General features: G+C 68.7%; 29 protein-coding genes. 11 read left to right on the forward strand and 18 right to left on the reverse strand.

The genetic code is table 11. The features are described 5' to 3' along the window. Positions 1–68: 68 nt before the first annotated feature. Positions 69–344: a hypothetical protein gene (locus ACWW1C_RS24235; protein ID WP_061004016.1), complete on the reverse strand. Its 276-nt coding sequence runs from the start codon at positions 342–344 to the stop codon at positions 69–71. 100 nt (positions 345–444) lie between these two features. Between ACWW1C_RS24235 and ACWW1C_RS24240 the strand changes: the two genes are divergently transcribed. The 5 genes from ACWW1C_RS24240 to ACWW1C_RS24260 all read left to right on the forward strand — a co-directional run bounded on the left by ACWW1C_RS24240 (position 445) and on the right by ACWW1C_RS24260 (position 3,899). Beyond that, positions 445–1,362: a 1,4-dihydroxy-2-naphthoyl-CoA synthase gene (locus tag ACWW1C_RS24240; protein ID WP_455980625.1), complete on the forward strand. Its 918-nt coding sequence runs from the start codon at positions 445–447 to the stop codon at positions 1,360–1,362. Between the two features lie 120 nt (positions 1,363–1,482). Then, complete coding sequence (locus tag ACWW1C_RS24245) at positions 1,483–1,950, forward strand: DUF4383 domain-containing protein (RefSeq protein ID WP_455980626.1); 468 nt, start codon at positions 1,483–1,485, stop codon at positions 1,948–1,950. Between the two features lie 19 nt (positions 1,951–1,969). Then, positions 1,970–2,623 carry a 5,6-dimethylbenzimidazole synthase gene (bluB, locus tag ACWW1C_RS24250; RefSeq protein WP_455980627.1) on the forward strand — a complete coding sequence of 218 codons (654 nt, stop codon included), beginning with the start codon at positions 1,970–1,972 and terminating at the stop codon, positions 2,621–2,623. Positions 2,624–2,632: 9 nt separating this feature from the next. Beyond that, positions 2,633–3,505 (forward strand): SDR family oxidoreductase, encoded by an 873-nt coding sequence (locus tag ACWW1C_RS24255; protein WP_455980628.1) that lies wholly within the window; start codon positions 2,633–2,635, stop codon positions 3,503–3,505. Positions 3,506–3,509: 4 nt separating this feature from the next. After that, entirely contained in the window at positions 3,510–3,899 is a 390-nt protein-coding gene (locus ACWW1C_RS24260; RefSeq protein WP_455980629.1) for a VOC family protein, read from the forward strand. 31 nt (positions 3,900–3,930) lie between these two features. Here the strand turns inward: ACWW1C_RS24260 and ACWW1C_RS24265 are convergent, their stop codons facing one another. The 3 genes from ACWW1C_RS24265 to ACWW1C_RS24275 are packed head-to-tail and all read right to left on the reverse strand — an operon-like array spanning position 3,931 to position 5,832. Then, entirely contained in the window at positions 3,931–4,266 is a 336-nt protein-coding gene (locus ACWW1C_RS24265; protein ID WP_455980630.1) for a DUF3349 domain-containing protein, read from the reverse strand. Then, the gene (locus tag ACWW1C_RS24270) at positions 4,267–4,551 is read right to left on the reverse strand and encodes a hypothetical protein (protein WP_455980631.1); all 285 of its coding nucleotides are present in this window, start codon (positions 4,549–4,551) and stop codon (positions 4,267–4,269) included. Between the two features lie 45 nt (positions 4,552–4,596). Further along, entirely contained in the window at positions 4,597–5,832 is a 1,236-nt protein-coding gene (locus tag ACWW1C_RS24275) for an anion permease (protein ID WP_455980632.1), read from the reverse strand. 271 nt (positions 5,833–6,103) lie between these two features. Here ACWW1C_RS24275 and ACWW1C_RS24280 point away from each other — a divergent pair, with 271 nt between their 5' ends. From ACWW1C_RS24280 to ACWW1C_RS24290, 3 genes are all read left to right on the forward strand, one after another. Then, positions 6,104–6,427: a DUF3349 domain-containing protein gene (locus ACWW1C_RS24280; RefSeq protein ID WP_455980633.1), complete on the forward strand. Its 324-nt coding sequence runs from the start codon at positions 6,104–6,106 to the stop codon at positions 6,425–6,427. Positions 6,428–6,477: 50 nt separating this feature from the next. Continuing rightward, positions 6,478–7,572, forward strand: a complete 1,095-nt coding sequence (gene menE / locus ACWW1C_RS24285) for an o-succinylbenzoate--CoA ligase (protein ID WP_455984420.1) — start codon at positions 6,478–6,480, stop codon at positions 7,570–7,572. 133 nt (positions 7,573–7,705) lie between these two features. Then, positions 7,706–9,406: a DUF4407 domain-containing protein gene (locus tag ACWW1C_RS24290; protein ID WP_455980634.1), complete on the forward strand. Its 1,701-nt coding sequence runs from the start codon at positions 7,706–7,708 to the stop codon at positions 9,404–9,406. 125 nt (positions 9,407–9,531) lie between these two features. Here ACWW1C_RS24290 and ACWW1C_RS24295 read toward each other — a convergent pair whose 3' ends face one another. Genes ACWW1C_RS24295 through ACWW1C_RS24305 form a run of 3 tightly spaced genes read right to left on the reverse strand, consistent with a single transcriptional unit; the run spans position 9,532 to position 11,797 of the window. Beyond that, positions 9,532–10,647 carry an NAD(P)H-dependent flavin oxidoreductase gene (locus tag ACWW1C_RS24295; protein WP_455980635.1) on the reverse strand — a complete coding sequence of 372 codons (1,116 nt, stop codon included), beginning with the start codon at positions 10,645–10,647 and terminating at the stop codon, positions 9,532–9,534. A gap of 49 nt (positions 10,648–10,696) precedes the next feature. Next, complete coding sequence (locus ACWW1C_RS24300; RefSeq protein WP_455980636.1) at positions 10,697–11,473, reverse strand: S-methyl-5'-thioadenosine phosphorylase; 777 nt, start codon at positions 11,471–11,473, stop codon at positions 10,697–10,699. 3 nt (positions 11,474–11,476) lie between these two features. Then, complete coding sequence (locus ACWW1C_RS24305; protein ID WP_455980637.1) at positions 11,477–11,797, reverse strand: hypothetical protein; 321 nt, start codon at positions 11,795–11,797, stop codon at positions 11,477–11,479. A 35-nt stretch (positions 11,798–11,832) separates the two neighbouring features. On the opposite strand from ACWW1C_RS24305, the gene ACWW1C_RS24310 reads away from it, so the two are divergent. Beyond that, complete coding sequence (locus ACWW1C_RS24310) at positions 11,833–12,705, forward strand: 1,4-dihydroxy-2-naphthoate polyprenyltransferase (protein WP_455980638.1); 873 nt, start codon at positions 11,833–11,835, stop codon at positions 12,703–12,705. A 15-nt stretch (positions 12,706–12,720) separates the two neighbouring features. Here ACWW1C_RS24310 and ACWW1C_RS24315 read toward each other — a convergent pair whose 3' ends face one another. Next, complete coding sequence (locus ACWW1C_RS24315) at positions 12,721–13,011, reverse strand: DUF4229 domain-containing protein (protein WP_455984421.1); 291 nt, start codon at positions 13,009–13,011, stop codon at positions 12,721–12,723. Positions 13,012–13,087: 76 nt separating this feature from the next. Between ACWW1C_RS24315 and ACWW1C_RS24320 the strand changes: the two genes are divergently transcribed. Further along, positions 13,088–13,231 carry a hypothetical protein gene (locus tag ACWW1C_RS24320; protein WP_020101230.1) on the forward strand — a complete coding sequence of 48 codons (144 nt, stop codon included), beginning with the start codon at positions 13,088–13,090 and terminating at the stop codon, positions 13,229–13,231. 7 nt (positions 13,232–13,238) lie between these two features. Here ACWW1C_RS24320 and ACWW1C_RS24325 read toward each other — a convergent pair whose 3' ends face one another. From ACWW1C_RS24325 to ACWW1C_RS24365, 9 genes are all read right to left on the reverse strand, one after another. Further along, positions 13,239–14,315: a MinD/ParA family ATP-binding protein gene (locus ACWW1C_RS24325; RefSeq protein ID WP_455980639.1), complete on the reverse strand. Its 1,077-nt coding sequence runs from the start codon at positions 14,313–14,315 to the stop codon at positions 13,239–13,241. A 9-nt stretch (positions 14,316–14,324) separates the two neighbouring features. After that, on the reverse strand, positions 14,325–15,293 hold the full coding sequence (gene ccsB / locus ACWW1C_RS24330) for a c-type cytochrome biogenesis protein CcsB (protein ID WP_455980640.1): 969 nt from the start codon (positions 15,291–15,293) through the stop codon (positions 14,325–14,327). 31 nt (positions 15,294–15,324) lie between these two features. Beyond that, positions 15,325–16,821: a cytochrome c biogenesis protein ResB gene (locus tag ACWW1C_RS24335; protein ID WP_455984422.1), complete on the reverse strand. Its 1,497-nt coding sequence runs from the start codon at positions 16,819–16,821 to the stop codon at positions 15,325–15,327. A 107-nt stretch (positions 16,822–16,928) separates the two neighbouring features. Next, on the reverse strand, positions 16,929–17,699 hold the full coding sequence (locus ACWW1C_RS24340) for a cytochrome c biogenesis CcdA family protein (RefSeq protein ID WP_455980641.1): 771 nt from the start codon (positions 17,697–17,699) through the stop codon (positions 16,929–16,931). Beyond that, complete coding sequence (locus ACWW1C_RS24345; protein ID WP_455980642.1) at positions 17,696–18,307, reverse strand: TlpA disulfide reductase family protein; 612 nt, start codon at positions 18,305–18,307, stop codon at positions 17,696–17,698. The genes ACWW1C_RS24340 and ACWW1C_RS24345 overlap by 4 nt, the downstream gene beginning before the upstream one ends. Continuing rightward, complete coding sequence (locus ACWW1C_RS24350) at positions 18,304–18,912, reverse strand: histidine phosphatase family protein (RefSeq protein ID WP_455980643.1); 609 nt, start codon at positions 18,910–18,912, stop codon at positions 18,304–18,306. The genes ACWW1C_RS24345 and ACWW1C_RS24350 overlap by 4 nt, the downstream gene beginning before the upstream one ends. Continuing rightward, complete coding sequence (gene hemL / locus ACWW1C_RS24355; RefSeq protein ID WP_455980644.1) at positions 18,909–20,213, reverse strand: glutamate-1-semialdehyde 2,1-aminomutase; 1,305 nt, start codon at positions 20,211–20,213, stop codon at positions 18,909–18,911. Before hemL ends, ACWW1C_RS24350 begins: the two co-directional genes overlap by 4 nt. A 90-nt stretch (positions 20,214–20,303) precedes the next feature. Next, the gene (locus tag ACWW1C_RS24360) at positions 20,304–20,690 is read right to left on the reverse strand and encodes a nitroreductase family deazaflavin-dependent oxidoreductase (protein WP_455980645.1); all 387 of its coding nucleotides are present in this window, start codon (positions 20,688–20,690) and stop codon (positions 20,304–20,306) included. A 15-nt stretch (positions 20,691–20,705) separates the two neighbouring features. Continuing rightward, positions 20,706–22,034 (reverse strand): aminotransferase class III-fold pyridoxal phosphate-dependent enzyme, encoded by a 1,329-nt coding sequence (locus ACWW1C_RS24365; protein ID WP_455980646.1) that lies wholly within the window; start codon positions 22,032–22,034, stop codon positions 20,706–20,708. Between the two features lie 127 nt (positions 22,035–22,161). Between ACWW1C_RS24365 and ACWW1C_RS24370 the strand changes: the two genes are divergently transcribed. After that, a complete protein-coding gene (locus ACWW1C_RS24370) occupies positions 22,162–22,542 on the forward strand; it encodes a nitroreductase family deazaflavin-dependent oxidoreductase (RefSeq protein WP_455980647.1) in 381 nt (126 codons plus the stop codon). On the opposite strand, the gene ACWW1C_RS24375 is transcribed toward ACWW1C_RS24370, so the two are convergent. Then, on the reverse strand, positions 22,539–22,925 hold the full coding sequence (locus ACWW1C_RS24375) for a carboxymuconolactone decarboxylase family protein (RefSeq protein WP_455980648.1): 387 nt from the start codon (positions 22,923–22,925) through the stop codon (positions 22,539–22,541). The genes ACWW1C_RS24370 and ACWW1C_RS24375 overlap by 4 nt on opposite strands. Positions 22,926–23,004: the final 79 nt, after the last annotated feature.

The raw sequence follows: 23,004 nt of genomic DNA on the forward strand, positions 1-23,004 counted from the left end.
GCGAGCGTGGGGGCGCACGAGAAATTCTGGCCGAATTTCCGCGTGAACCCCCACGCTCGACAGGTCTGCTAGATGTGCGGCGCGTTCTTGATCGGGGCGTCCTGCTGCCCGACCGTCTGGCACCACGCCAGCGCTGAGGCGCGGGTTCCCGACACCTCGAGCGACGACGGGTCGGCGCCCTTGCGGTCCTTGATCATCTTGTTGACCGCTTCGTTCTGCGTCTTCTCGTCGGCACCGACGAAGTCCTTGCACTTGGTGTCCCCGCCCTGAACTGCCGGCGAGCATCCGACCAGCATCAGTCCGGCAATGACACCCGACACCACCACGCCTGCTGACCGCTTCATCAAGGTCCTCCTGTTTCGGGCCGCAACCGGCCGCCAATTGTCTGCGATCTAGTACCCCTGGGTGGCGCGGGCCAAACACAGACAGCTCTAAGGTCGAGGCGTGAACGCAGAGAATCCGTTTGACCCGCAGCTCTGGCAGCCGGTGACCGAACTCGGTGAGCTCACCGACATCACCTACCACCGCCACGTGCTGGACGGTAAGCCGCAGCCGACGGTCCGGATCGCCTTCGACCGGCCCGACGTCCGCAATGCCTTCCGGCCGCACACCGTCGACGAGCTGTACCGCGCGCTCGACCATGCCCGGATGAGCCCCGACGTCGGCGTCATCCTGCTGACCGGCAACGGGCCGTCGCCCAAGGACGGCGGCTGGGCCTTCTGCTCTGGTGGCGACCAGCGCATCCGTGGCCGCAGCGGCTACCAGTACGCGTCCGGCGAGACCGCCGAGACCGTCGACCCGGCCCGCGCCGGGCGGCTGCACATCCTCGAGGTCCAACGGCTCATCCGGTTCATGCCGAAGCCCGTGATCTGCCTGGTCAACGGCTGGGCGGCCGGCGGCGGCCACAGCCTGCACGTGGTGTGCGACCTGACCCTGGCCAGCCGGGAACACGCGCGGTTCAAGCAGACCGACGCCGACGTCGGCAGCTTCGACGGCGGCTACGGCTCCGCGTACCTGGCCCGGCAGGCCGGGCAGAAGTTCGCCCGCGAGATCTTCTTCCTGGGCCGCGCCTACGACGCCGAGGCCATGCACAAGATGGGTGCGGTGAACGAGGTCGTCGACCACAAGGACCTGGAAACCGTTGCGCTGCAATGGGCCGCCGAGATCAACGGCAAATCGCCGCAGGCCATCCGGATGCTGAAGTTCTCGTTCAACCTGATCGACGACGGCCTGGTGGGTCAGCAGATTTTCGCCGGTGAGGCCACGCGACTGGCGTACATGACCGACGAAGCCGTCGAGGGCCGGGACGCGTTCCTGCAGAAGCGCGACCCGGACTGGAGCGAGTTCCCGCGCTACTTCTGACCCGCCTCCGGCGACCAGTCGGTCAGTCGGACGACGCATCGCTGTGTGCTTTCCCATGAGTGCGCTGTGTATCCGCTTGGGCGCGTGTCGATGTGGGCCGCGGCGCGTCAGACTGAGCACGTGAAGGTCGGGACACGGGCGCGGATCGGCCGGTGGGCGCTGGGAGCCGAAGGCTTCGCGCTGGGCGTTTTCGGCGGCGCCGGCCTGGCCTGGTCCATGGCGAACCCACATTTCGGCGCCGCCGGTGCGCCGATCATGTGGCTGCGGGTGACTCCGCTGCACTGCTCGTTGCTGCTGGTGGTGGGCGTGCTCACCGTCTTCGCATCGTTCGGCCAGACCGCGGCGATGTTCAACCGGGTCGCCGCCGTCGGCTGGCTGGTCGTAACGGCGGTGTGCGTGGCGGCGACGTCGAGCCACAGTCCCGGACCGCTGGGCTTCGACTCGCGTGACACCGTGCTCTATGCGGTACTCACCGTCTACAACGTCGCCCTGCTGGCGTGGTTCGCGCTCGCGACCCGCCCCACGTCCGCGACTCCCTCGTCCCGCCGCTTCCACCGGGGCCACTCGGACGCGATCGGATCTCGCTGATCCCTGTTAGCCTCCCGGGGTGAGCGAGCCGAGTTACTCCGACGCCGAACGCGCAGCCGTCTACCGGGTTATGTCCGAGCGTCGGGACATGCGGCACTTCACGCCGAATTCCACAGTGCCCGAAGATGTTCTGCGTCGTCTCTTGGCGGCCGCGCACATGGCGCCGAGCGTGGGCTTGATGCAGCCGTGGCGCTTCCTCCGGATCACCGACCCGGCCATGCGGACCGCCATCAAGGAGCTGGTCGACGCCGAGCGGATCCAGACCGGGGAGGCCCTCGGGCCACGCGAGGCGGAGTTCCTGGCGCTCAAGGTCGAAGGCATCGGCGACTGTGCCGAATTGTTCGTGGTGGCGCTGGGCGAAGACCGCGAACGCCACATCTTCGGCCGGCGCACCATGCCGCACATGGATCTGGCGTCGGTGTCCTGCGCCATCCAGAACATGTGGCTGGCCGCGCGCGCGGAAGGCCTTGGACTGGGCTGGGTTTCGCTGTTCGAACCGGCAGAACTGGCCGCCCTGCTCGGCATGCCCGAGGGCGCCGACCCGATCGCGGTGCTGTGCGTCGGCCCGGTGCCGGAATTCCCGGACCGCCCCGAACTCGAGATCGTCGGCTGGACGACGGCCCGCCCGCTCGACGAGCTCGTATACACCGATCGCTGGCCCGTCACACCCTAAGCTCGAGGCGTGAGCAAGAGTCCGCTACAGCGCGTCACCGAGAGCCTGCTGCTCGCAGGCATGCGACCACCCCTGATCGAACGGTTGTCGGGCCGCGGCGACGTGGACCTGGCCGGGAAACGCATCGTGCTGACGGGGGCGTCGTCGGGCATCGGCGAGGCGGCCGCGGCCAAGCTCGCCCGGTTGGGGGCGACGGTCGTGATCGTGGCCCGCCGGGCCGATCTGCTGGACAAGGTGGCCGCCCGGATCACTCACAGCGGCGGCGACGCCATCGCGCGGCCGTGCGACCTGTCGGACCTGGACGCCATCGACAAACTGGTCACCGACGTGCAAGCCGAGCTGGGTGGCGTGGACATCCTGATCAACAACGCCGGCCGGTCCATCCGCCGGCCGCTGGCGGAGTCCCTCGACCGCTGGCACGACGTCGAACGCACCATGACACTGAACTACTACTCGCCGCTGCGGCTGGTCCGCGGTTTCGCCCCCGGCATGCTGGAGCGCGGCGACGGGCACATCATCAACGTGTCCACCTGGGGTGTGATGAACGAGTCGTCGCCGCTGTTCGCGGTGTACAACGCCTCAAAGGCAGCGCTGACCGCGGTCAGCCGGGTCATCGAAACCGAGTGGGGCGCAAGCGGAGTGCATTCCACGACGCTGTTCTACCCGCTGGTGAAGACGCCCATGATCGCACCGACCCGCGCCTACGACGGGCTGCCCGGCCTCTCGGCCGACGAGGCCGCCGACTGGATGGTCACCGCGGCCAAGACCCGCCCGGTGCGGATCGCGCCCCGGATGGCGGTGACGTCGCACGCGCTCAACAGTTTCGTGCCCGGCGTGGTCGACAAGATGATGAAACGCCAACGCGCACAACCGGCCGGGTGATCCGGTGGAGATCCTGGCCAGCCGTGTCCTGATCCGGCCCGTCGACTACCAGAAGTCGGTGGCGTTCTACCGCGATGCCATCGGCCTGGCGATTGCCCGCGAATACGGTGCCGGCACAGTGTTTTACGCCGGGCAGTCACTGATCGAACTCGCCGGCCACGGCCGCGACGGCGACGGACCCACAGCGCCGTTCCCGGGCGCGCTGTGGCTGCAGGTGCGCGACGTCTATCAGACGCAGGCCGAACTCGAGAGCCGTGGGGTGCCGATTGCCCGGGCGGCGAGGCAGGAACCGTGGGGCCTGCACGAACTACACGTCACCGATCCCGATGAGGTCACCTTGATCTTCGTGCAGGTGCCCGACACGCACCCACTACGACGCGACACCCGGAGTTAGCACTCCGGGTGTCGCGTGTGGTGAGTGTCTGTCAGCGGGCCGGCGTGGCGAGCGGCCAGCCGACCGATGCCAGGCGCGCGGACACCTGCTGGATGTCCTCGGGGCTGGGCGCCGAAGCGGTGACCTGCTCGATGGCGTGCTGGATCGCGGCCTCGGTGACCGGGGTCTCGCCGTCGTTGCTGCGCAGGATGGACCGGGCCGCCTCGACCACCTCGTCCTCGCTGAGCGAGCGCTTCAGCAGTGCCAGCACCGGGTAGTAGTCCTTCGGCGGCACGCCGTCGGGGTATCCGGCCCGCAGCCAGGTCAGGATGTTCTGAAACAGCGCGGCGGTGTTGTTGGGGGCGGGGACGACGATCGGGTCGTTCATTTATTTCAGCCCCAAGGGTGCGAACACGTGAACGCCGGTGTGGTGTGCGATCACATCTTTGGTGATCCACAGGACGGCGAGCAGCACGATGGATCCCACCAGAACGAACAGCAGCAACCCGAAGTACTTCAGCAGTGCGTTGGGCGCGTGCGTCGTGCCGTCGTCACCGACCCCGCCGGCGCCGTTGGAGTAGGCGACCAGACCGCCGGCGAACACCGCGGGCAGGCCGGCACCGAAGATCAGACCCACGACCAGAACTTTGAAGACGGCTTCCAAATAGTGCATCGAACTATTTCCTCAGTCTTTGCTAGAGATTCTTCGATACCGGCGTCAGACGGACGCGGTGTCCTTGGTCGACTTGGCGGCGCGGACATCGGCCGGAACCGTCGAGTTGGTCGATTCGTCCCAATCGGCGTTGACGTTGTTCTGGTCGACCTTCTGCTGCTGGGCGCGCCAGTACATGAAGCCCGACGCCGCGATCAGGATGGCGAAGATCACGATGTCACCGACGAGCGGGGAGCTGGCACTGGCGATGCCATTGGCGAGCAGGAACGACAGCGCACCGACGAGACCGGCAGCCGGAAGCGTGATGAGCCATGCGGCGGCCATGCGGCCAGCGACCGCCCAGCGCACCTGGGCGCCCGGCTTACCGACACCGCTACCCAGGATGGAGCCGGTCGCCACGTGGGTGGTCGACAGCGCCATGCCCGCGACGCTGGAGGTCAGGATGACCGCGGCCGACGAAGACTCAGCGGAGAAGCCCTGCGGCGATTCGATCTCGACCAGGCCCTTGCCCAGCGTGCGGATGACGCGCCAGCCACCGATGTAGGTGCCCGCGCCGATGGCCAGTGCACAGCTGGCGATGATCCAGAACGGCAGCCCGTCCTTCTTCACGTCGCCGGTGAGGTGGCCGCTGCTGATCAGCGCCAGCGCGATGACACCCATGGTCTTCTGTGCGTCACCGGTGCCGTGGGCGAGCGACAGCAGCGAAGCGGTGGCGATCTGGCCCCAGCGGAAGCCCTCTTCGCGGCGCTTACGCGTCACGCCCTTGGTGATCTTGTAGACCAGCCAGGTACCGGACATCGCGACCACACCCGCGATGAACGGCGAGGCGACGGCCGGGATCAGGACCTTGTTGGTCAGGCCGTCCCAGTTGACGCCGGCGAAGCCGGCGGCGGCGATACCCGAGCCGATCAGGCCGCCGAAGAGCGCGTGCGAGGAACTGGACGGGATGCCGAACAGCCAGGTGAGGAGGTTCCACAGGATGCCGCCGATGAGGCCGGCGAAGATCACCGTCAGCGCGACGCTCGCGTCGAGCTTGATGTGACCAGTCTTGGGGTCCTGAATCTTCAGGACGTTGGTGGCCACCGTGACGGCCACGTTGACCGAAAGGAAGGCGCCGACGAGGTTCAGGACGCCCGACAGGGTCACCGCCGCCTTCGGCTTGAGCGCCCCGGTCGCGATCGAGGTTGCCATGGCGTTGCCGGTGTCATGGAAGCCGTTCGTGAAGTCAAATGCCAGGGCTGTTGCGACCAACAACCCGAGGATGACCAGCTCTGCACTCATGGCGCTCATTCTGATGTAACGGTGGTGATTTTTCCTAGTTACGGAAGTCCCTAATTGAGGCGTCGACCTGGCACTTTGCCAAGCCGGCAAAGGTGTTCATGCAGTGTTCACCTGTTAGCTTCGTCTAATTAGTTTGGCGAAGTGTTCCGCGCAACGCTGCGGGTTACCGTGGCGATATGTCCACGTCACAGCCTGGGCATAGGATTTGGTCGCGCATTTGGGGCAACGAGGCGCAGAGCTGCGCCCCTTCCCGAGATCTGGAGGTGACGCCGTGAACGCTTTTCTGACCAAGATCGTGGCGTGGCTGCAGGCCGGATATCCCGAGGGCGTTCCCGGACCGGACCGCGTGCCACTGTTGGCTCTGCTGTCGCGACGTCTGACCAATGACGAGGTGAAGTCGGTCGCGCGGGGATTGATGAACCGCGGCGAGTTCGACCACATCGACATCGGGGTATTGATCACCCGCGTCACCGATGAGTTGCCCCGCGCCGAGGACGTCGAGCGCGTGCGAGCACGACTGGCCGCCAAGGGCTGGCCGCTCGACGACCCCCGCGATCCGGGCGACGGCGGCCCTGCCGATGGAGGCACGTCATAGGCGTTCTACGCCCGGTCGCCGTCGGGTCCGGCACGGCGGCCCTCGCCCTCATCCCCGAGTTGGCGCACGCCCTGGAGGGCGCCGGCGCGCTGCTGCCGGTACCGGCCGACGACGACCGCCAGGCCGCGCTGCTGACCGCGACATTGCGCGCCGGCGAATCCGTCGACGACGACGTGACGCTGGTCGTCTCGACGTCCGGTTCCACCGGAACCCCCAAGGGCGCCTTGCTTTCCGCGGCGGCATTGCATGCCAGCGCCGACGCCACGCATGAGCGGCTCGGCGGCCCCGGCCGATGGTTGCTGGCCCTGCCCGCCTACCACGTCGCCGGATTGCAGGTCCTGGTGCGGAGCCTGCGGGCCGACACCACGCCGATTGCCCTGGACCCGGGATTCGACGTCAATGAATTGCCTTCTGCGGTAAGCGCTTTAGGACCGGGCCGCCGCTACACGTCCCTGGTTTCGGTGCAGCTGGCCAAGATTCTGGCCGATCCCGCCGCGACCGAGGCACTGGCCGAATTCGACGCCGTCCTGATCGGGGGCGGTCCGATGCCCGCGGACCTCGGCGAAAAAGCCGCGGCCGCAGGGGTTTCCGTGGTGCGCACCTATGGCATGAGCGAAACCTGCGGCGGCTGCGTATATGACGGAAAGCCGCTGACCGGTGTCGAGCTGCAGATCGACGACGCCGGCCGGATCGCGCTGGGCGGCCCCACGCTGGCGTCGGGCTACCGGAATCCCGTCGACCCGTCCCCGTTCGTGGACGGCTGGTTCGTCACCGATGACATTGGCGCGGTGGATGATTCGGGCGTGCTGCGGGTGCTGGGCCGGATCGACGACGCCATTGCCACCGGTGGGCTGAAAGTTCTGCCCGCCCTTGTCGAGTCGGCGTTGGCGGACCATCCGGCCATCGCCGAATGCGCGGTGTTCGGCGTGCCGGACGAACGGCTGGGCCAGCGGGTGGCCGTCGCCGTCGTGCTCCATCGGGACGCAGCCGCGCCCACCATCGCTGACCTGCGGGAACGGGTGAGCGCCACGCTGGCCGCCACCGCTGCACCCCGCGAGGTACATGTGGTGGACGAACTACCCCGCCGTGGGATCGGCAAGCTGGACCGCCGAGCCCTGACGCGCAAATATCAGAAGAACGCCTGATCGTTCCGTGATGCCGGTCACAGCATCGGCGCTTGATTCGGTGACGGGCCCGGCTCTCTGGGACCCTGGAACGCGGACCGGAAGAGTTGGAGTTTCCATGCCTGCCCACAGACAGCCTGACAACCATCCTGCGGTGACCGCCCTGACCTGGTCAGGAGGCGTGCTGGCCTGGCTCGTCGCAGCTGCCGTCGCGACCCCGTCCACCGGCCTGCCACTGGCCGTCGTGCTGCCCGTGACCCTGGTTTTCGGCGCGCTCGTCGTCGTCGCGATCCGCAGCACCGTCGCCAGCGCCCGCGGTACCGCCGGCCGGGTGGCCCTGGCCGTGGCGATCGGTCTCCTGGTCGGCGAACTCGCCGCGATGACTCTGTTCAGCAACGCCATCTCCCAGCGCATGGCCGCCGACGCCATGGCCCGCGCCGCGACGACACCGGCGGTGGCCACCGCGCAGGGGCAGCTGACCGCGCTGCGCGCCGACCGTGGCACGCTCGACGCCGCCGTCGACTCCGCCCGGCAGCGGCGTGACGACGCCCAGGTCGTGGCCCGCTGCGAGTACCACCCGACACCGTCCTGCGCCCAGCAGCCGGTCACCGGCGTGCCCGGTGACGGTCAGATCACCCAGAACACCCAGGACACCCTCGCGCAAGACCAGCGCGAGCTCGACGCCGCTCTGGCCGCCCGCAATGAGCATGCCCCGGCCCTCGACGCACGGATCGCCGGCGCCGAGCACGCGGTCACCGCGGCCCGCGACGCCGCCGGTGTCGGCGCCGACCGCGGCTTCGGCGCCCGCTGGGTCGCGATGAACGGCTACACCATCGAGACGCCGGCGGCCCTGGTGGCGCGGATCGCCGTCATCGGGGTCTGCGTGCTGCTCTACCTGCTGCCGATGCTGCTGCACGCGCGCCAGGACCGGACCCTGCGCGAGCGCCACGACGAGTCCCGGCTGCGGGCCGAGCTGCGCGCCGAGACCGCGATCGCCGTCAAGCAGGCCGAGGTGCGGGCCGAAGCCGAGATTCTGAAGGCCGAACACCAGCTGGCCGCCATGCGTCTGGCGCTGGAAGCCGACGCCGAGATCAACCGGGAATACCACCGCCAGCGGGTGGCCGGCCTCAATACCTCGGCGCTCACCGGCGAGCCCGTGCCACCTGCGCTCGCGGCGTCCACCGCCGAAGTGCTGCGGCCGGCCGATTCGCAGCCGGTGTACTCGGACTGGGATGAGCTCATGGCGTTCCCCGACCCGCACCGACGGTCGCTGAGCGCAGGCGCGGCACCCGCGCCCGAATCCGACACCGCCCCAGCCGAACCTGTCGTCACCGCCGAACTCGTCCCGGTGCACGACGAACCCGCGGCCGAGAACCTGCCGGTGCCCGCGACCTCGCAGCCCACCGGTGGCTTGACGCTGCCGCAGCTACCCGACCTCACGAAGGTCGCGGCCCGCCTGCTGCGTCCGCTGATGGCGCCGGTGGCGCCGGTCGTCGACCGCGTCATCGACACGTCGGTACAGCAGCTGCGGTCGGCACAGAAGGTCATCGAGGAATTCGAGGAGATCACCTTCACGCTGCGGCGGACGTCCCGCACGACCGTCAGCGACACCGAGCAGGAGCAGTCGTCGGGTCCGCGCGCCGCGGACCGGGCCCAGGCGCTCGGACACGGGCAGGGTGTTCCGCCGCGCGCCGAACCGCAGTGGGCCGCACCTCAGATGAACGCGACGTTCGCGCCGACCGCTCCACTGCGGGGCGTCGACCACACCGCGCTCAGCGGCACCGAGACCACCATCATCGACGCCGCCGACGAGCGCCGTCAGCTCAAGGAAGGCCGCCGCGCCATCGAGCCGTAACTCGCGGCATTGACTGCGAACCCACGCAGGTGGTCACTCGACCCTTTGTGACGTCAGTTCGCAGTCAGAGCGAAGGCCCGCCCACCCGGCACCTTCGAGCCAGAGCTGTCACCGTCGCTCAGCGTCTACGGCAGCGATCGGTTCAAGCGCTCCGTGGCGGCCAGATAGTCCTCGATGAATTCGCGGACCACCTCGCGGGCGGGCTTGACCTTGTTCATCAGGCCGACGCCCTGGCCGACGAAGTAGGTCGCCAGCTGCTGCGCACCGGGATGCCCCTGGGCGGCAAGCCGATCGATGCGACGGATCACCGGCTCACTGAGCATGTTCTGCAGCGGCAACGGAAGTGGCTTGCGGCCACCGTCTTTCGGCGCCCAGGCGTCGGTCCAGTCCGAAACCAGTTGGCGGGCAGGCTTGCCGGTGCGTCCCGCCGACCGCACGGTGTCCCGCGAGGTGGCGGCGAGCATCTTCTGCTTGGTGGCCGGCGCGGTCTCGGCCTCCTCGGTGGTCAGCCACACCGAACCGGTCCACGCCCCGGCGGCCCCCAGCGCGACCGCCGCGGCCATCTGCTGACCGGTGACGATGCCGCCGGCTGCGAGCACCGGCACCGAATCATCAATGGCGTCAATCACTTCCGGCACCACGACAAGCGTCGACACCTCACCGCAGTGCCCGCCGGCCTCGGTACCCTGCGCGACGATGAGGTCCACGCCGGCGGCGACCTGTTTGACGGCATGCTCCTTGGCGCCGACCAGCGCGGCCACCGGAATCCCCCGCTCGCGGCCCGCCTCGATCATGTAGTCCGGCGGCACCCCGAGGGCGTTGGCGATCAGCTTGATGGGGTGGCTCAGCGCCACGTCGAGCAGGTCGTGCCCGGTGTTGCCGGACAGCACAGACCCGCCCGTGCGGACCCGCTCCTCCGGCTCGATCCCGTGGTCGATGAGCAACTGGGTGACGAATTCCCGGTATTCCGAAGGGATTCGGTCGGCCAACTGGCCGTCGGACAGGTTCTCGCCCTTGCCTTCGAATTTGGCCGGCACGATGATGTCGGCACCGTAGGGCCGGCCGCCGACGTGCTCGTCGATCCAGGCCAGTTCCCGGTCCAACTGCTCGGGGGTGTACGCCGTCGCGCCCAGCACGCCGAAACCGCCGGCGTTGGTGACCGCGGCGACCACGTCGCGGCAATGGCTGAAGGCGAAGAGCGGAAAGTCGATGCCGAGCTGTTCGCAGATACGGGAAGTCACCCCGTCAGTTCTGCCACCCTTACTTGACGGGTGTCAAGAGCCGGCCCGATCAGGGCAGTTCAAACGGCAGGTTCACCCCGGCATGGGCGAGGCAGTGGGTGCAGGCCCGTTCGGCGGGAACCGTGGCGAGTGCCTGCTGCACCAGCGCCTTGAACATGGGGGTGTTCCGCTCGAACTCGGCGAAGACGTCGACCGTGGTGACGCCGGCGCCCGCCTCGATACCCGCGTCCAGATCGGTCACCAAAGCTATTGCCGCATAACATATCTCGAGTTCACGGGCCAGCACCGCCTCGGGGTAGCCCGTCATGTTCACCAGCGTGAACCCCTGGGTCGCGAACCACCGGCTCTCGGCGCGGGTGGAAAAGCGTGGCCCCTGGATGACCACCATGGTGCCGCCGTCGATGACGCCCGGCTGCTCGGCCGCCACGGCGCGCAGCGTCGGACAGTACGGATCGGCGAACCCGACGTGGATGCCGCCGGCGTCGAAGTAGGTGTCCTCGCGGCCGCGGGTGCGGTCCACCAGCTGATCCGGCACGACCACCGCGCCGGGGCCGAGGTCCGTGGTGAGGCTGCCGACGGCGCACGGCGCGAAAATCCGGCGCACCCCGAGCTTCCGCAGCGCCCACATGTTGGCGCGATACGGCACCGTGTGCGGCGAGTACTCGTGCTTCAGCCCATGCCGTGGCAGGAACGCCACCTCATGCCCGCCGACGTCCCCCATCGTGATCGGCGCGCTCGGCGCACCGTAGGGCGTGTCGACGCTGACGGTGCGCGAGTCGTCCCCGAAGAACGTGTAGAAACCGCTACCGCCGATGACTCCCAGCATCCGTTATTCGGCGTCGGTCTTGGGAGCTTCCACGGTTTCCGGCGTCACGGCCGTGACGGGCGCGGGTGCCTCCGCGTCGTCGGCCTCCGCGGCTTCCGCGGCCTCGTCGGTGTCCTCACCGTCCAGTTCCAGTTCTGCGCGGGCGCGCCGGGCGCCGTCGCGGATCTCGAACGCGTCGGTGGCCAGGGCACCGATGGAGCTGGCCACGTCCTTGACCGCGGTGACGACGATGTTCATGACCTCACCGACGGTCCCTGCGACTGCTTCGACGGATTCCTGGACGACGTCTTTGCGAATCTCGTTCTTGCTGAGTCGATCCTTCATGCCGATAAGTGTAGGGGCGTGGGACGATTGCGCGCGTGGCCAGTCTTTCGCAGTGGATAGAGGGTGCCCGACCGCGGACTCTCCCGAATGCCGTCGCTCCGGTGCTGGCAGGTACCGGCGCCGCCGCTTGGGTCGGCGGCGAGGTGTGGTGGAAAGCGGCTCTGGCCCTTGTGGTTTCGATATCGCTGATCATCGGCGTCAACTACGCCAATGACTACTCCGACGGCATCCGCGGCACGGATGACGACCGGTCCGGGCCGGTCCGGCTGGTCGGGGCCAAGCTGGCTTCACCGCAGGCGGTGTTGGCGGCAGCCGTGATCAGCCTGTCCATCGGGGCCGGCGCCGGCCTGGCGCTGGCCCTGGTAAGTCAGCCGTGGCTGATCGCCATCGGCGCGGCGTGCATCGCCGGGGCCTGGCTGTACACCGGCGGCACCAATCCCTACGGCTATCGCGGCCTCGGTGAGGTCGCGGTCTTCGTGTTCTTCGGCCTGGTCGCGGTGCTCGGCACGCAGTACACGCAGGCGCTGCGGGTCGACTGGGTGGGACTCGCGCTCGCGGTCGCGGTCGGGTCGTTGTCGTCGGCGGTGCTGGTGGCCAACAACCTTCGCGACATCCCCACCGATCAGGTGTCCGGCAAGATCACCTTGGCGGTCCGCCTCGGCGACGCCCGCACCCGGCAGCTGTTCCAGGCCCTGGTGACGGTGCCGTTCCTGCTGACCGCGCTCCTGACGCTCGCCACACCCTGGTGCCTGGCCGGCTTCGCGGCAGCTCCGCTGGCCGTGCGCGCGGCCAAGCCCGTGCGCTCGGGGCTCGGCGGCCGCGAGTTGATCCCGGTGCTCAAGGACACCGGGCTGACGATGCTGGTGTGGGCTGCCCTGGTGGCCGCGGTGCTGGCGATCAAGCCCTAAAGCCGACCGTCAGGCTCAGTCGCCGGACGAATCATCGCCGTGCAACCGGGCCTGCAACTGCTCGCGCTCGGCACGACGACGCTCGTCGACCGCGGCGATCCCGGCGGTGGCCCGGCGGCGCAGCGGCGCGAACAGCCAGATGCCCAGCGGCATGCCGAGAACCAGCGCGAACAGCAGCGCCACCATGGCCGGGAAATCACGAATACCCAGCAACGCAACGACGCCGAAGATCGCCCCGGCAATCGCCGCTACCAGCAGCAAGCGGGCAAGCGCGTAGAGAAAGACATCGAGCAGCAAACGTGGCATGGACGGGGTAGCTGGCGCATCGGACACCGCACGAGTTTACCGACGTACGCGTATATTCGAATAAAGGAGGTTTTACGTGCAGTTCCTGCTCCTGATCACGCTGCTGGCTCTGTTGGCCTACGTAGGCTGGCGCGCCACGCGTGCTACCGCCGCGCGCCCGACGACCCGCGTCATCGGCCCGGACGACGATCCGGAATTCCTGCGCCGGCTGGGTTCCTAGCGACGCTCTACAGCGACAGCGGAAATCCGTCGGCGACGGCCACGGCCAATTCCAGCAACGCATCCCTGGTGGCCGGCCGGAGCCGGTCCAGACTGATCTCGGCGCCCTCTTCCAGGTGCGGATCGAACGGCACCACCTGCACCGCCCGGCAGCGGCGGCCGAAATGATCGACCACCTTGCGCAGATCGACTTTCCCGGACCGCGGCCGCACCGCGTTGACCACCGCGACGGCGTTGCGCACCAGCTCCTGATGGCCGTGGGCATCGAGCCAGTCGAGCGTGGCCGCGGCGCTGCGGGACCCGTCGACCGAGCCCGAGCTGATCACGACGAGCACGTCGGCGTTGTCGAGCACCGCCCCCATGGCCGAGTGCAGCATGCCCGTGCCGCAGTCCGTGAGCACCAGCCGGTAGTACGGCTCCAACACGGCCAGCGTGCGCGAATAGTCCTCTGAGCTGAATGCTTCCGACACCGCCGGATCGCTCTCCGAGGCCAGCACCTCGAGCTCGCTCTCGCCGCGTGAGGTGTAGTTGCGGACGTCGCTGTAGCTGGAGATGCCCTCGGCGTCGCGCAGCAGATGCCGGACCGTCGCCGGCGTTTCCAGCGGCACTTTCTGGCTGAGGGTGCCACGGTCCGGGTTGGCGTCCACCGCGATGACCCGGTCACCGCGGATCGATGCGAACGTCGCCCCGAGGGTCGCGGTGATGGTCGTCTTACCGACGCCGCCCTTCAGGGACAGCACCGCGATTCGGTAGCAGTCCCGCAGCGGGCGGTTGATCTGCGCCGTCAACCGGGTGCGGTGCAGGTTCTTGGGGCTCTCACCGGGATTGAGCAGCGTGCCCGTCGCGTAGTACACCGCCTTGCGCCAGCCGGTCGACGGCGCGCGACTCGGCCGGCTGAGGAGCGCGACGGTCGCGGGGTCCAGGCTCCGCGGCTTCGCCGGCTTCGGCGCCACGACGGGCGTCACCGCATGCGCGATGACGATCCGCGCCGGCGGCGCCGCAGCGGGCGCGGCGGCATCGGCTGGATCAGCCGGATCCCTGAACCGGCCCTGCGCGCGGAAGGAAGGCACGAGCAGCCCCGACATCTGTCCGGCTCAGCCGACGCCGGCGTACGAATGCAGGCCGACGGTCACCAGGTTGATGAAGAACAGGTTGAACACCATCGCGACGAAGCCGACGACGTTGATCCACGCGGCCTTCTTGTCGCGCCAGCCCGCGGTGGACCGGGCGTGCAGGTACGCGGCGTAGACGACCCACGCGACGAACGAGACCGTCTCCTTGGGGTCCCAGCCCCAGTAGCGGCCCCACGCCTCCTCGGCCCAGATGGCCCCGAAGATGACGCCGAACCCGAAGATCGGGAACGCGAAGATGGTGGTCCGGTAGGCGATGCGGTCCAGGGTCTGGGCATCGGGCAGGCGCTGGATCATCCGGCCGAAGCCGTTGTCCTGCAGCGCCAGTGGCGACATCTTCAGCAGGAACAAGATGCTGGCGACGCCGGCGACCAGGAAGACCCCGGAGCCCAGGCTGACGACCGAGACGTGGATGGGCAGCCAGTACGACTGCAGCGCGGGCATCACCGGTGCGGCGTTGGTGTACAGGTACTTGACCGACACCGCCAGCAGGATCAGTTCGGGCACCAGGACGAAGACCCACAGCGCCCGGAACTGCGGCTTGCGCAGCACGATCGAGGCGGCGACCAAACCACAGAAGCTGGTCAGGTTGATGAACTCGTACATGTTGCCCCACGGCACGCGCATGGTGGCCAGACCGCGCAGCACGATGCAGACGAACAGCATCGCGATGCCGACGTACACCAGCGCGAGCCCGACGCGACCGATCCGCTCGTCAACCGTGCGGGTGGATTCGTCGACGATCACGCCGGGCGTGGCGCTGTTCGCACCCACGCCCGCACCGACGAGCTCCCGCGACTCGACCTTCCGGCCACGGCTCGACGCCAGCTCGACGGCCAGCAAGACGAAAGCCAGGCACAGTACTGTCCAGGAGCTGAAGAACGCCCAGTCCGAGTACCGGGCCAGGTCTACGTCGATGTGCTCTGTATTCACGCGCGATCCGCCTTCGCTACTCGCCGGCCATTCATCGCTTGGCCTCAATCAACCGCTCTGTGAGCTTCTCGAACTCATCGCCCCACCCCGAGTTGTCCGTCCGGGCCAGCCCGCCGAGCTCGACGTTGACGGTACCCGGCTCGGCCGACACGATCCGAATCCAAACCCGGCGGCGGCGCACCACCAGCGACACCAGCAGCCCGGCCATCATGGTCAGCGCGAACACCAGGACCCACACCTGCGCCGGGTCGTGTGACACCTGCACGTTGATGAACGGCACGGCGCCGTCGAACTTGATGACGGTGCCGTCGTCCAGCCTGGTCTGCTCCCCGGCCTTCAGGTTGACGCGCGCCTGCTTGGTGAGTCGCTTCTGTTCGATGAGGCTGGGGTCCAGCGAGAACAGGGACTGGGGCTTCCCGCTGTCCAGGCCGCTGTCACCGCGGTAGATGTCGATGGCCACCGCAGGCGCGTTCATCGCCGGGAAGCTCGAGGACAGCAGCTTGCCGTCGAGTTCGGCGGTCGGGGCGAACAGCCCCTGAATGGCGATCTGGTGCTTGCGCCGCTCGCGTTCGTCGGGGTAGCTGCCGCCCGGTGGGTCGATGCGCGCGACGCCCGAGGACAGCAGCGTCAGCGCGTTCTCCGGCTTCCACTGCACCGTCGACGTGCGGGTCTGCCCGTTCGGGAACGTGACGGTGAACGTCGGCGCGTAGCCGTGGCCCTGCAGGTAGATGCGCTCGCCGCCGATCCGCAGCGGGTGGTTGACCTCCAACCGGTACGGCCGCCAGGTGCCGCTGACGAGGTCGGCGCCGTCCTGGTAGTCGATGTTCGCCGCGAACGCCGTGGCCTGGCCGCTGGGCAGGTATCGGGCGTCGAAGTCGTGGACCCGCAGGCAGCTGGGGTGCAGCGCGGTGCCGTCGACGACGTTGCCGGCGCGGAACGAGTCGAACGCGGCGGGCGACGCCGAGCAGAATCCGGGCCCGCCGTCGGCGATGACGATGACGTTGCCCTCGTAGCCGAACAGCTTGCCGAACGCGATGGCCACCAGCAGGCCCAGCAGCGAGAAGTGGAAGACGATGTTGCCGAATTCGCGCAGGTAGCCCTTCTCCGCGGAGATCTCGCGGGTGCCGTCCTCCAGCGTGCGGGTGGTCTGGCGCCAGCCCTTGAGCCGCTTGACCATCCGCTCGGCCACGGCGTCCGGCTCACCGGCGACCGTGGCTTCGGCGTGCTTGGGCAGGCGGGTCAGATTGCGCGGTGCCGGTACGGGAACGGCGCGCAGGCTGCGGACGTGCTCGAGCATCCGCGGTGTCAGGCAGCCCACGAGCGAGATGAACAGCAGCACGTAGATCGAGGTGAACCAGAAACTCGAGAACACCGAGAACGCCTGGACCTTGTCGAGCCACGGGCCGATCGTCGGGTGCTGCGCCAGGTATTCGTCGACCTTGCCGGCGTTGAGCGAGCGCTGCGGCAGCAGTGCACCCGGGACGGCACCGAGGGCCAACAGGAAGAGCAGCACCAGCGCGGTGCCCATCGACGTGAGCGTGCGCCAGGTGTTGCGGAACAGCGCGACCACCCGCGAGAGCGGGCCCGGCTTGCGGGTTTCGGTGCTCTTCACATCCTCGGGCGAGGAAACATCGGTCATATCGGGAGCCTCACGTTGCTGACGAAGGCGTCGCGCACCCACGAGGTGAAGTCGTTCCACACACCCGTGACCAGTGCGGTGCCCACCACGATGAGCAGCAGCCCGCCGAAGATCTGGATGGCGCGGGTGTGCCGGCGCAGCCAGCCCAGCCCCTGCACCGCGCGGGCCGACCCGAAGGCCAACAGCACGAACGGAATTCCGAGACCCAGGCAGTACGCGATCACCAGCGCGATGCCGCGGGCGACGCTGGCGCCGTCGCTGGCCGAGGCCACCGCGATGACACCGGTGAGCGTCGGGCCCAGGCACGGGGTCCAGCCCAGCCCGAACACCGCACCCAGCAGTGGAGCGCCGACCACCGTGGACACCTGGCGCGGGGTGAAGCGGACCTGGCGCTGCAGCGCGGGCACGAGCCCGATGAACACCAGACCCATGAGCACCGTGATGACGCCGCCGATGCGTTGCAGCAGAAGCTGATTGGCGATGAGGGTCGTGGTCAGGCCGAGCACCGCGACCGCGCCCATCAGGAACACCGCGGTGAAGCCCGCGACGAACAACGCCGCCGCGCCGGCCACCCGCCAGCGGGCGGTGCGGACCTTGGTCTGGCCGGGCTCGTCGTCAACTCCGACCACCGCCGCCAGATACGACAGATACCCGGGCACCAGCGGCACCACGCACGGCGAGGCGAACGACACCAGCCCGGCCAGCACGCTCACCCCGAGGGCCACCAACAGCGGTCCGGCCGCCGCGGTTTCGGCGAAGGAGGTCATGCCTTGGCCTCGTTGGCCAGCCGCTCGACAACCGGCTCGAGGTCGTCGGCCAGCAGTTCCCGCAGGAACACCGCGGCCACCCGATGCTGACGGTCCAGCACCAGCGTCGACGGAATGACCGTTGTCGGGTACTTGCCGCCGAACGCGATCATGGTGCGCATCGCCGGGTCGTAGATGGACGGGAAGGTCACCTTGTGGTCGGTGATGAAGTCGACCGCGGCCTGCCGGTTGTTGTCCCGCACGTCGATGCCCAGAAAAGCCACGCCGCGACTCTTTGTGGCGTCGTACACCTTCTGCAGTTCGGAGACCTCCGAACGACACGGGCCACACCACTGGCCCCAGACATTGATCACCACGACCTGGCCCGAAAAGTCGTCCAGGGAAAGGGTTTTCGACGGGTCAGTGAGCGACGGCCCGCGCACCGCGCCCGGCTTGCCGCGGCTCGACGGCGGGTCGTAGAAGATGTCGGTCTTGCCGCCGGGAGCGACGAACTCGAACGTGCCGCCCTGCGCGACGGCGTCGTCGCCGGTGGAGCAGCCGACGAGCAGCACGGCCGTCGTCAGGACGGCCGCCAGCACTGCCCCGGCGCGGGCCACCAGCGAAGTCACTGTCCGGCCAGCTCCGAGTATCCCCAGCCGACCATCTCGTCGCCGTGGAAGTAGAACGACGTCACCGAGGCGAGGTTGCACATCCGCTTGGTCGGGAAATGGTGCAGCTTCTTGCCCAGCATCGCGCGCCGCAGCGTCTCGACCGGCAGCTGGTGGCTGACGCACACCGCCTCGTGGCCCATGCCCTTGATCCGGGCGCGGTCGACGGCGCCGGTCATCCGCTCCGCGATGTGCTTGTACGGCTCGCCCCACGACGGGGTCTTCGGGTCCCGCAGGTGCCACCAGTTGCGCGGGTCGCGCAAGGCGCCGTCGCCGGGCGAAACCCGTTGCCCCTCAAAGACATTCTCCGACTCGATGAGGTGCGGGTCGGTGTCGATGGGCAGTCCGTGCCGGGCCGCGATGGGTGTCGCGGTCTCCTGCGCGCGCTCCAGCGGCGAGGCCACGACGTAGACGATGTCGCGCTCTGCCAGCCAGCCCGCGACCGCCTCGGCCTGCGCCTGCCCGCGCTCGGACAGGTGGAAATCGGGCTTACGGCCGTAGAGGATCTTGTCGGGGTTGTGCACCTCGCCGTGGCGCATGACGTGCACGATCGTTCTGTCGGTCATGCGGGCTCCTGAGCTTGGGCGGCGGCCCGCGCGGCGGCGGGCAACGCAGAGGCGATCCGGTCGAACGCAGCGTCGTCGAGTGCGGCCGAGACGAACCAGGTTTCGAAGGCGCTGCACGGCGGGTACACCCCGGCGTCCAGCAGCGCGTGGAAGAAGGCCGGGTAGCGCCAGGTCTCGGTGGCCTTGGCGGACGCGAAGTCGGTGACGGGCGCGTCACCGAAGAACACCGTCAGGAAGTTCCCGGCCCGGGAAATCCGGTGTGCCACAGACGCTTCGGTGAGCGCATCGGTCAGCAGGCCGGACAATCGATCGGCGTTGACGTCGAGGGCCCGGTAGACGGCGTCGTCGGCGGCGCGCAGCGTGGCCAGGCCCGCGGCCATCGCCACGGGGTTCCCCGACAGCGTGCCGGCCTGGTACACCGGCCCGAGCGGGGCCAGCCGTTCCATCACCTCGACTCGACCGCCGAACGCGGCGGCGGGCAGGCCGCCGCTCATCACCTTGCCGAAGGTGAACAGGTCCGCGGCCACCGGGTCGAGGCCATACCAACCGCCACGGCTGACGCGGAAGCCCGTCATCACCTCGTCGAGGATGAGCAGCGCACCGTGCTCGGCGGTGATCTGCCGCAGCGCGGCGTTGTAGCCCGCCGCCGGCGGGACGGTGCCCATGTTGCCGGGGCTGGCCTCGGTGATCACGCAGGCGATCTCATTGCCGGCCGTGGCGAAGGCCTGGCGCACGGCGTCGAGGTCGTTGTACGGCAGCACGATGGTGTCCGCGGCAGCAGCGCCGGTCACACCGGGCGAGGACGGCAGGCCCAGCGTGGCGACACCGGAGCCGGCGTCGGCCAGCAGAGCGTCGCTGTGGCCGTGATAGCAGCCGGAGAACTTGATGATCTTGGGCCGGCCGGTGAAACCGCGGGCCAGCCGGATGGCGCTCATGGTGGCTTCGGTGCCGGAGTTCACGAAGCGGATGCGCTCGACGGGAGCGACCCGATCGATGATCTCGCGCGCCAGTTCCGTCTCCCCGGGCGTCGGGGCGCCGAACGACAAGCCGTTGACCGCCGTCGTCTGCACGGCCTCGACCACTGCCGGGTGAGCGTGGCCCAGGATCATCGGGCCCCAGGAGCACACCAGGTCGACGTAGCGATTGCCGTCGGCGTCGGTCAGCCAGTAGCCGTTGGCCGAGGTGATGAATGCCGGGGTGCCGCCGACCGAGCTGAAGGCCCGCACAGGCGAGTTGACCCCGCCGGGGATCACGGTCGACGCGTCGGCGAACAGTTTCGCGGAGACGTCGGTAGAGCGCATGGCCACCAGTGTCCCAGCCGCGCGCGAATGGACCAACTACAGGGTGTAGGAGCTGGCTCACGTTGGCCGCGCGCCGAACCCCCGCGCCCCCTAGTTCTGCGGCGTCAGCTTGAACACCGGGTGGTCGGCGTCGTCGGGCAGGTCGCGCCAGTACTGCTCCACGACCTTGCCCGCCAGCGGCCGGTACGCCGCGATGATCGGCGCCCGGTCCGCGACCGGTACCTCACTGGCCAGGTAGTTCGCCTTGCCGAGCGCAACCACCGGGTTCTCCCGGACGTTCTTCACCCAGGCCGACTCGCCGCGCGTCGACACCAGGTACTTCACCCCGTCGACCGTCGGCACCACGACCGGGATGCGCTGCGGCAGGTGATTCGAGCTTCGGGTGACGGTCAGGGTCTGGCTGCCACCGATACCGGTGAGCCGCGCAATCGGGTTGAACACCTTGACGACGAACCACGGCGGCTTCAGATAGGCCATCACCGAAGCGTATGGCTATACCGCGCTCAGCGCATCGTCCAGAATGTCCAGCCCGCGCTTGGCGTCGTCGATGCTGATGTTGCACGGCGGCACCAGGTGGAAGCGGTTGTAGTTCATGAACAGCAGCAGGCCGTTCTGCTTGGCCCGCGCGTTGATGGCGCCCATCTCCGGCGACGACCCGCCGTACGGTGCCAGCGGCTCCTTGGTGGCCCGGTCCTTGACCAGCTCGACGGCCCAGAACACACCGAGACCGCGGACGTCACCGATGATGTCGTGCTTCTCGGCCAGCGCCGCCAGGCCCGGACCGAAGACGTCGGTGCCGATCAGCTCGGCGTTCTCGACGATCTTCTCGTCGTGCATCGCGGTGATGGTCGCGACGGACGCCGCACACGCCAGCGGATGGCCCGAGTAGGTGAGCCCGCCGCCGTACGGCTGGTCCAGGAAGCGCTCGAGGATCTTGTCGCTGACGATGACGCCGCCGAGCGGGACGTAGCCGGAGTTGACGCCCTTGGCGAACGTGATGAGGTCCGGGGTGACGCCGTAGTTGTCCAGCGCGAACCACTTGCCGGTCCGGCCGAAGCCCGCCATGACCTCGTCGAGGATCATCACGATGCCGTACTGGTCGCACAGCTCGCGCACGCCCTGCAGGTAACCGGGCGGCGGCGGCATGATGCCGACGGTGCCGGGCACCGACTCCAGGATGATCGCCGCGAACGCGGTCGGGCCCTCGAATTCGATGACCGACCGCAGGTGCGCCAGTGCGCGCTCGGACTCCTCCTCCTGCGTCAGCGAGCCGAACTGGCTGCGGTACAGGAACGGGCCGAAGAAGTGCGTGGTGCCCTCGGTGCCGTAGTCGTTGCCCCAGCGGCGAACGTCGCCCGTCAGGTTGACCGTCAGCGCCGTGCCGCCGTGGTAGCTGCGGTACGTCGACAGCGTCTTGTAGCGGCCGGTGTACACGCGGGCCATGCGGATGGCGTGCTCGACGGCGTCGGCGCCACCGTTGGTGAAGAACACCCGGTTGAAGCCCTCGGGGGCCACCTGGCAGATCAGGTCGGCGGCGGTGGCGCGGGCCTCGTTGGCGTGCTGCGGCGCGATGGTGCAGAGCTTGGCGGCCTGCTCGGCGATGGCGGCGACGACCTTGGGGTGCTGGTGGCCGATGTTGGTGTAGACGAGCTGGCTGGAGAAGTCGAGCAGCCGGTTGCCGTCACCGTCGATGAGGTAGCTGCCCTCGGCGCCGGTGAAGACCATCGGGTCGAGCTTTCCCTGGGCCGACCACGAGTGGAATACGCGGCTGCGCTCCAGGTCATAGATCCGGCGGGCGTCAGCATTGGCGGGCGCAGGCATGCATTCCTCCTCGGAGATGATTCAGCGGGTTACGGGCTGGTGTGCGACACAGCGTCGTCGCCGCTACCGGTCGGTAACTTTACTCGCTTCCCTAGCCGCCCCAACCACGATGGCGCACGATGGGGATATGCAGATTCCGCAGTCGGTCGCCCGGTTCAACCGTCGAGTCACCAACCCCATCCAACGGCTGTGGGCCGGCCGCGCGCCGACGTTCGGCATCCTCGAGCACGTCGGGCGCAAGTCCGGCACGACGTTCCGCACGCCGCTCACGGTGTTCACCACCGCCGATGGCTTCGCGATCCTGCTGACCTACGGCCCCGACCGCGACTGGCTCAAGAACATCACCAAGGCCGGCGGCGGCAAGCTCACCCGCCGTGGTCAGACGTACGACGTCGTCGACCCGCGCGTGGTGAGCAAGGAGGACGCCGCCCCGCTCATCACCGGATCGCTGCGTAAGGTGTTCCCGCGCTTGCCTTTTGAGCAGGCCGTGCTGTTGCGGCGGGCTTAGGGAGTCTCGTCGAGCACCTGCTGGACGACGCGCATGGCGCTCAACGCCGCGGGCGCCCCGCAGTAGCCCGTGGCGTGGATGATCGCCTCGACGATCTCCTCGCGGGTCAGCCCGTTGTTGAGGCCGCCCCGGACGTGGCCGGCGAGTTCTTCGTGGGCGCGCAGCGCGGTCAGCATGCCGAGGTTGAGCAGGCTGCGGTCGCGGCGGCTCAGTCCCGGCCGGTTCCACACCGCGTCCCAGACGTGCTCGGTGACGAAGCGCTGGATCGGTTCCGATTCGGTGCCGGCGGTGCGGGCCAGCGCGCGGTCGACGAACTCGTCGCCCATCACTTGGCGGCGGGTGGTGATTCCGGCGTCGAACGCCGAAGCTGGCTCGCTGGTCATCTCTGGACCTTTCTCTCGATGCGGCTGCGGCCGACCGTAGCGCAGCGCCACCCAGACCGAATTCGGTGAACAGAACGCG

The organism is Mycobacterium sp. HM-7 (assembly GCF_053852335.1).

What these genes read in the sequence shown, in the direction of transcription:
- ACWW1C_RS24235 (WP_061004016.1), bottom strand. Translation starts at nt 344, where the DNA reads ATGAAGCGGTCAGCAGGCGTGGTGGTGTCGGGTGTCATTGCCGGACTG.
- ACWW1C_RS24265 (WP_455980630.1), bottom strand. Translation starts at nt 4,266, where the DNA reads ATGAACGACCCGATCGTCGTCCCCGCCCCCAACAACACCGCCGCGCTG.
- ACWW1C_RS24270 (WP_455980631.1), bottom strand. Translation starts at nt 4,551, where the DNA reads ATGCACTATTTGGAAGCCGTCTTCAAAGTTCTGGTCGTGGGTCTGATC.
- ACWW1C_RS24275 (WP_455980632.1), bottom strand. Translation starts at nt 5,832, where the DNA reads ATGAGTGCAGAGCTGGTCATCCTCGGGTTGTTGGTCGCAACAGCCCTG.
- ACWW1C_RS24300 (WP_455980636.1), bottom strand. Translation starts at nt 11,473, where the DNA reads ATGCTGGGAGTCATCGGCGGTAGCGGTTTCTACACGTTCTTCGGGGAC.
- ACWW1C_RS24305 (WP_455980637.1), bottom strand. Translation starts at nt 11,797, where the DNA reads ATGAAGGATCGACTCAGCAAGAACGAGATTCGCAAAGACGTCGTCCAG.
- ACWW1C_RS24315 (WP_455984421.1), bottom strand. Translation starts at nt 13,011, where the DNA reads ATGCCACGTTTGCTGCTCGATGTCTTTCTCTACGCGCTTGCCCGCTTG.
- ACWW1C_RS24325 (WP_455980639.1), bottom strand. Translation starts at nt 14,315, where the DNA reads ATGTCGGGGCTGCTCGTGCCTTCCTTCCGCGCGCAGGGCCGGTTCAGG.
- ACWW1C_RS24335 (WP_455984422.1), bottom strand. Translation starts at nt 16,821, where the DNA reads ATGGGCACCGCGCTGGTGCTGCTCTTCCTGTTGGCCCTCGGTGCCGTC.
- ACWW1C_RS24340 (WP_455980641.1), bottom strand. Translation starts at nt 17,699, where the DNA reads ATGACCTCCTTCGCCGAAACCGCGGCGGCCGGACCGCTGTTGGTGGCC.
- ACWW1C_RS24350 (WP_455980643.1), bottom strand. Translation starts at nt 18,912, where the DNA reads ATGACCGACAGAACGATCGTGCACGTCATGCGCCACGGCGAGGTGCAC.
- hemL (WP_455980644.1), bottom strand. Translation starts at nt 20,213, where the DNA reads ATGCGCTCTACCGACGTCTCCGCGAAACTGTTCGCCGACGCGTCGACC.
- ACWW1C_RS24360 (WP_455980645.1), bottom strand. Translation starts at nt 20,690, where the DNA reads ATGGCCTATCTGAAGCCGCCGTGGTTCGTCGTCAAGGTGTTCAACCCG.
- ACWW1C_RS24365 (WP_455980646.1), bottom strand. Translation starts at nt 22,034, where the DNA reads ATGCCTGCGCCCGCCAATGCTGACGCCCGCCGGATCTATGACCTGGAG.
- ACWW1C_RS24370 (WP_455980647.1), top strand. Translation starts at nt 22,162, where the DNA reads ATGCAGATTCCGCAGTCGGTCGCCCGGTTCAACCGTCGAGTCACCAAC.
- ACWW1C_RS24375 (WP_455980648.1), bottom strand. Translation starts at nt 22,925, where the DNA reads ATGACCAGCGAGCCAGCTTCGGCGTTCGACGCCGGAATCACCACCCGC.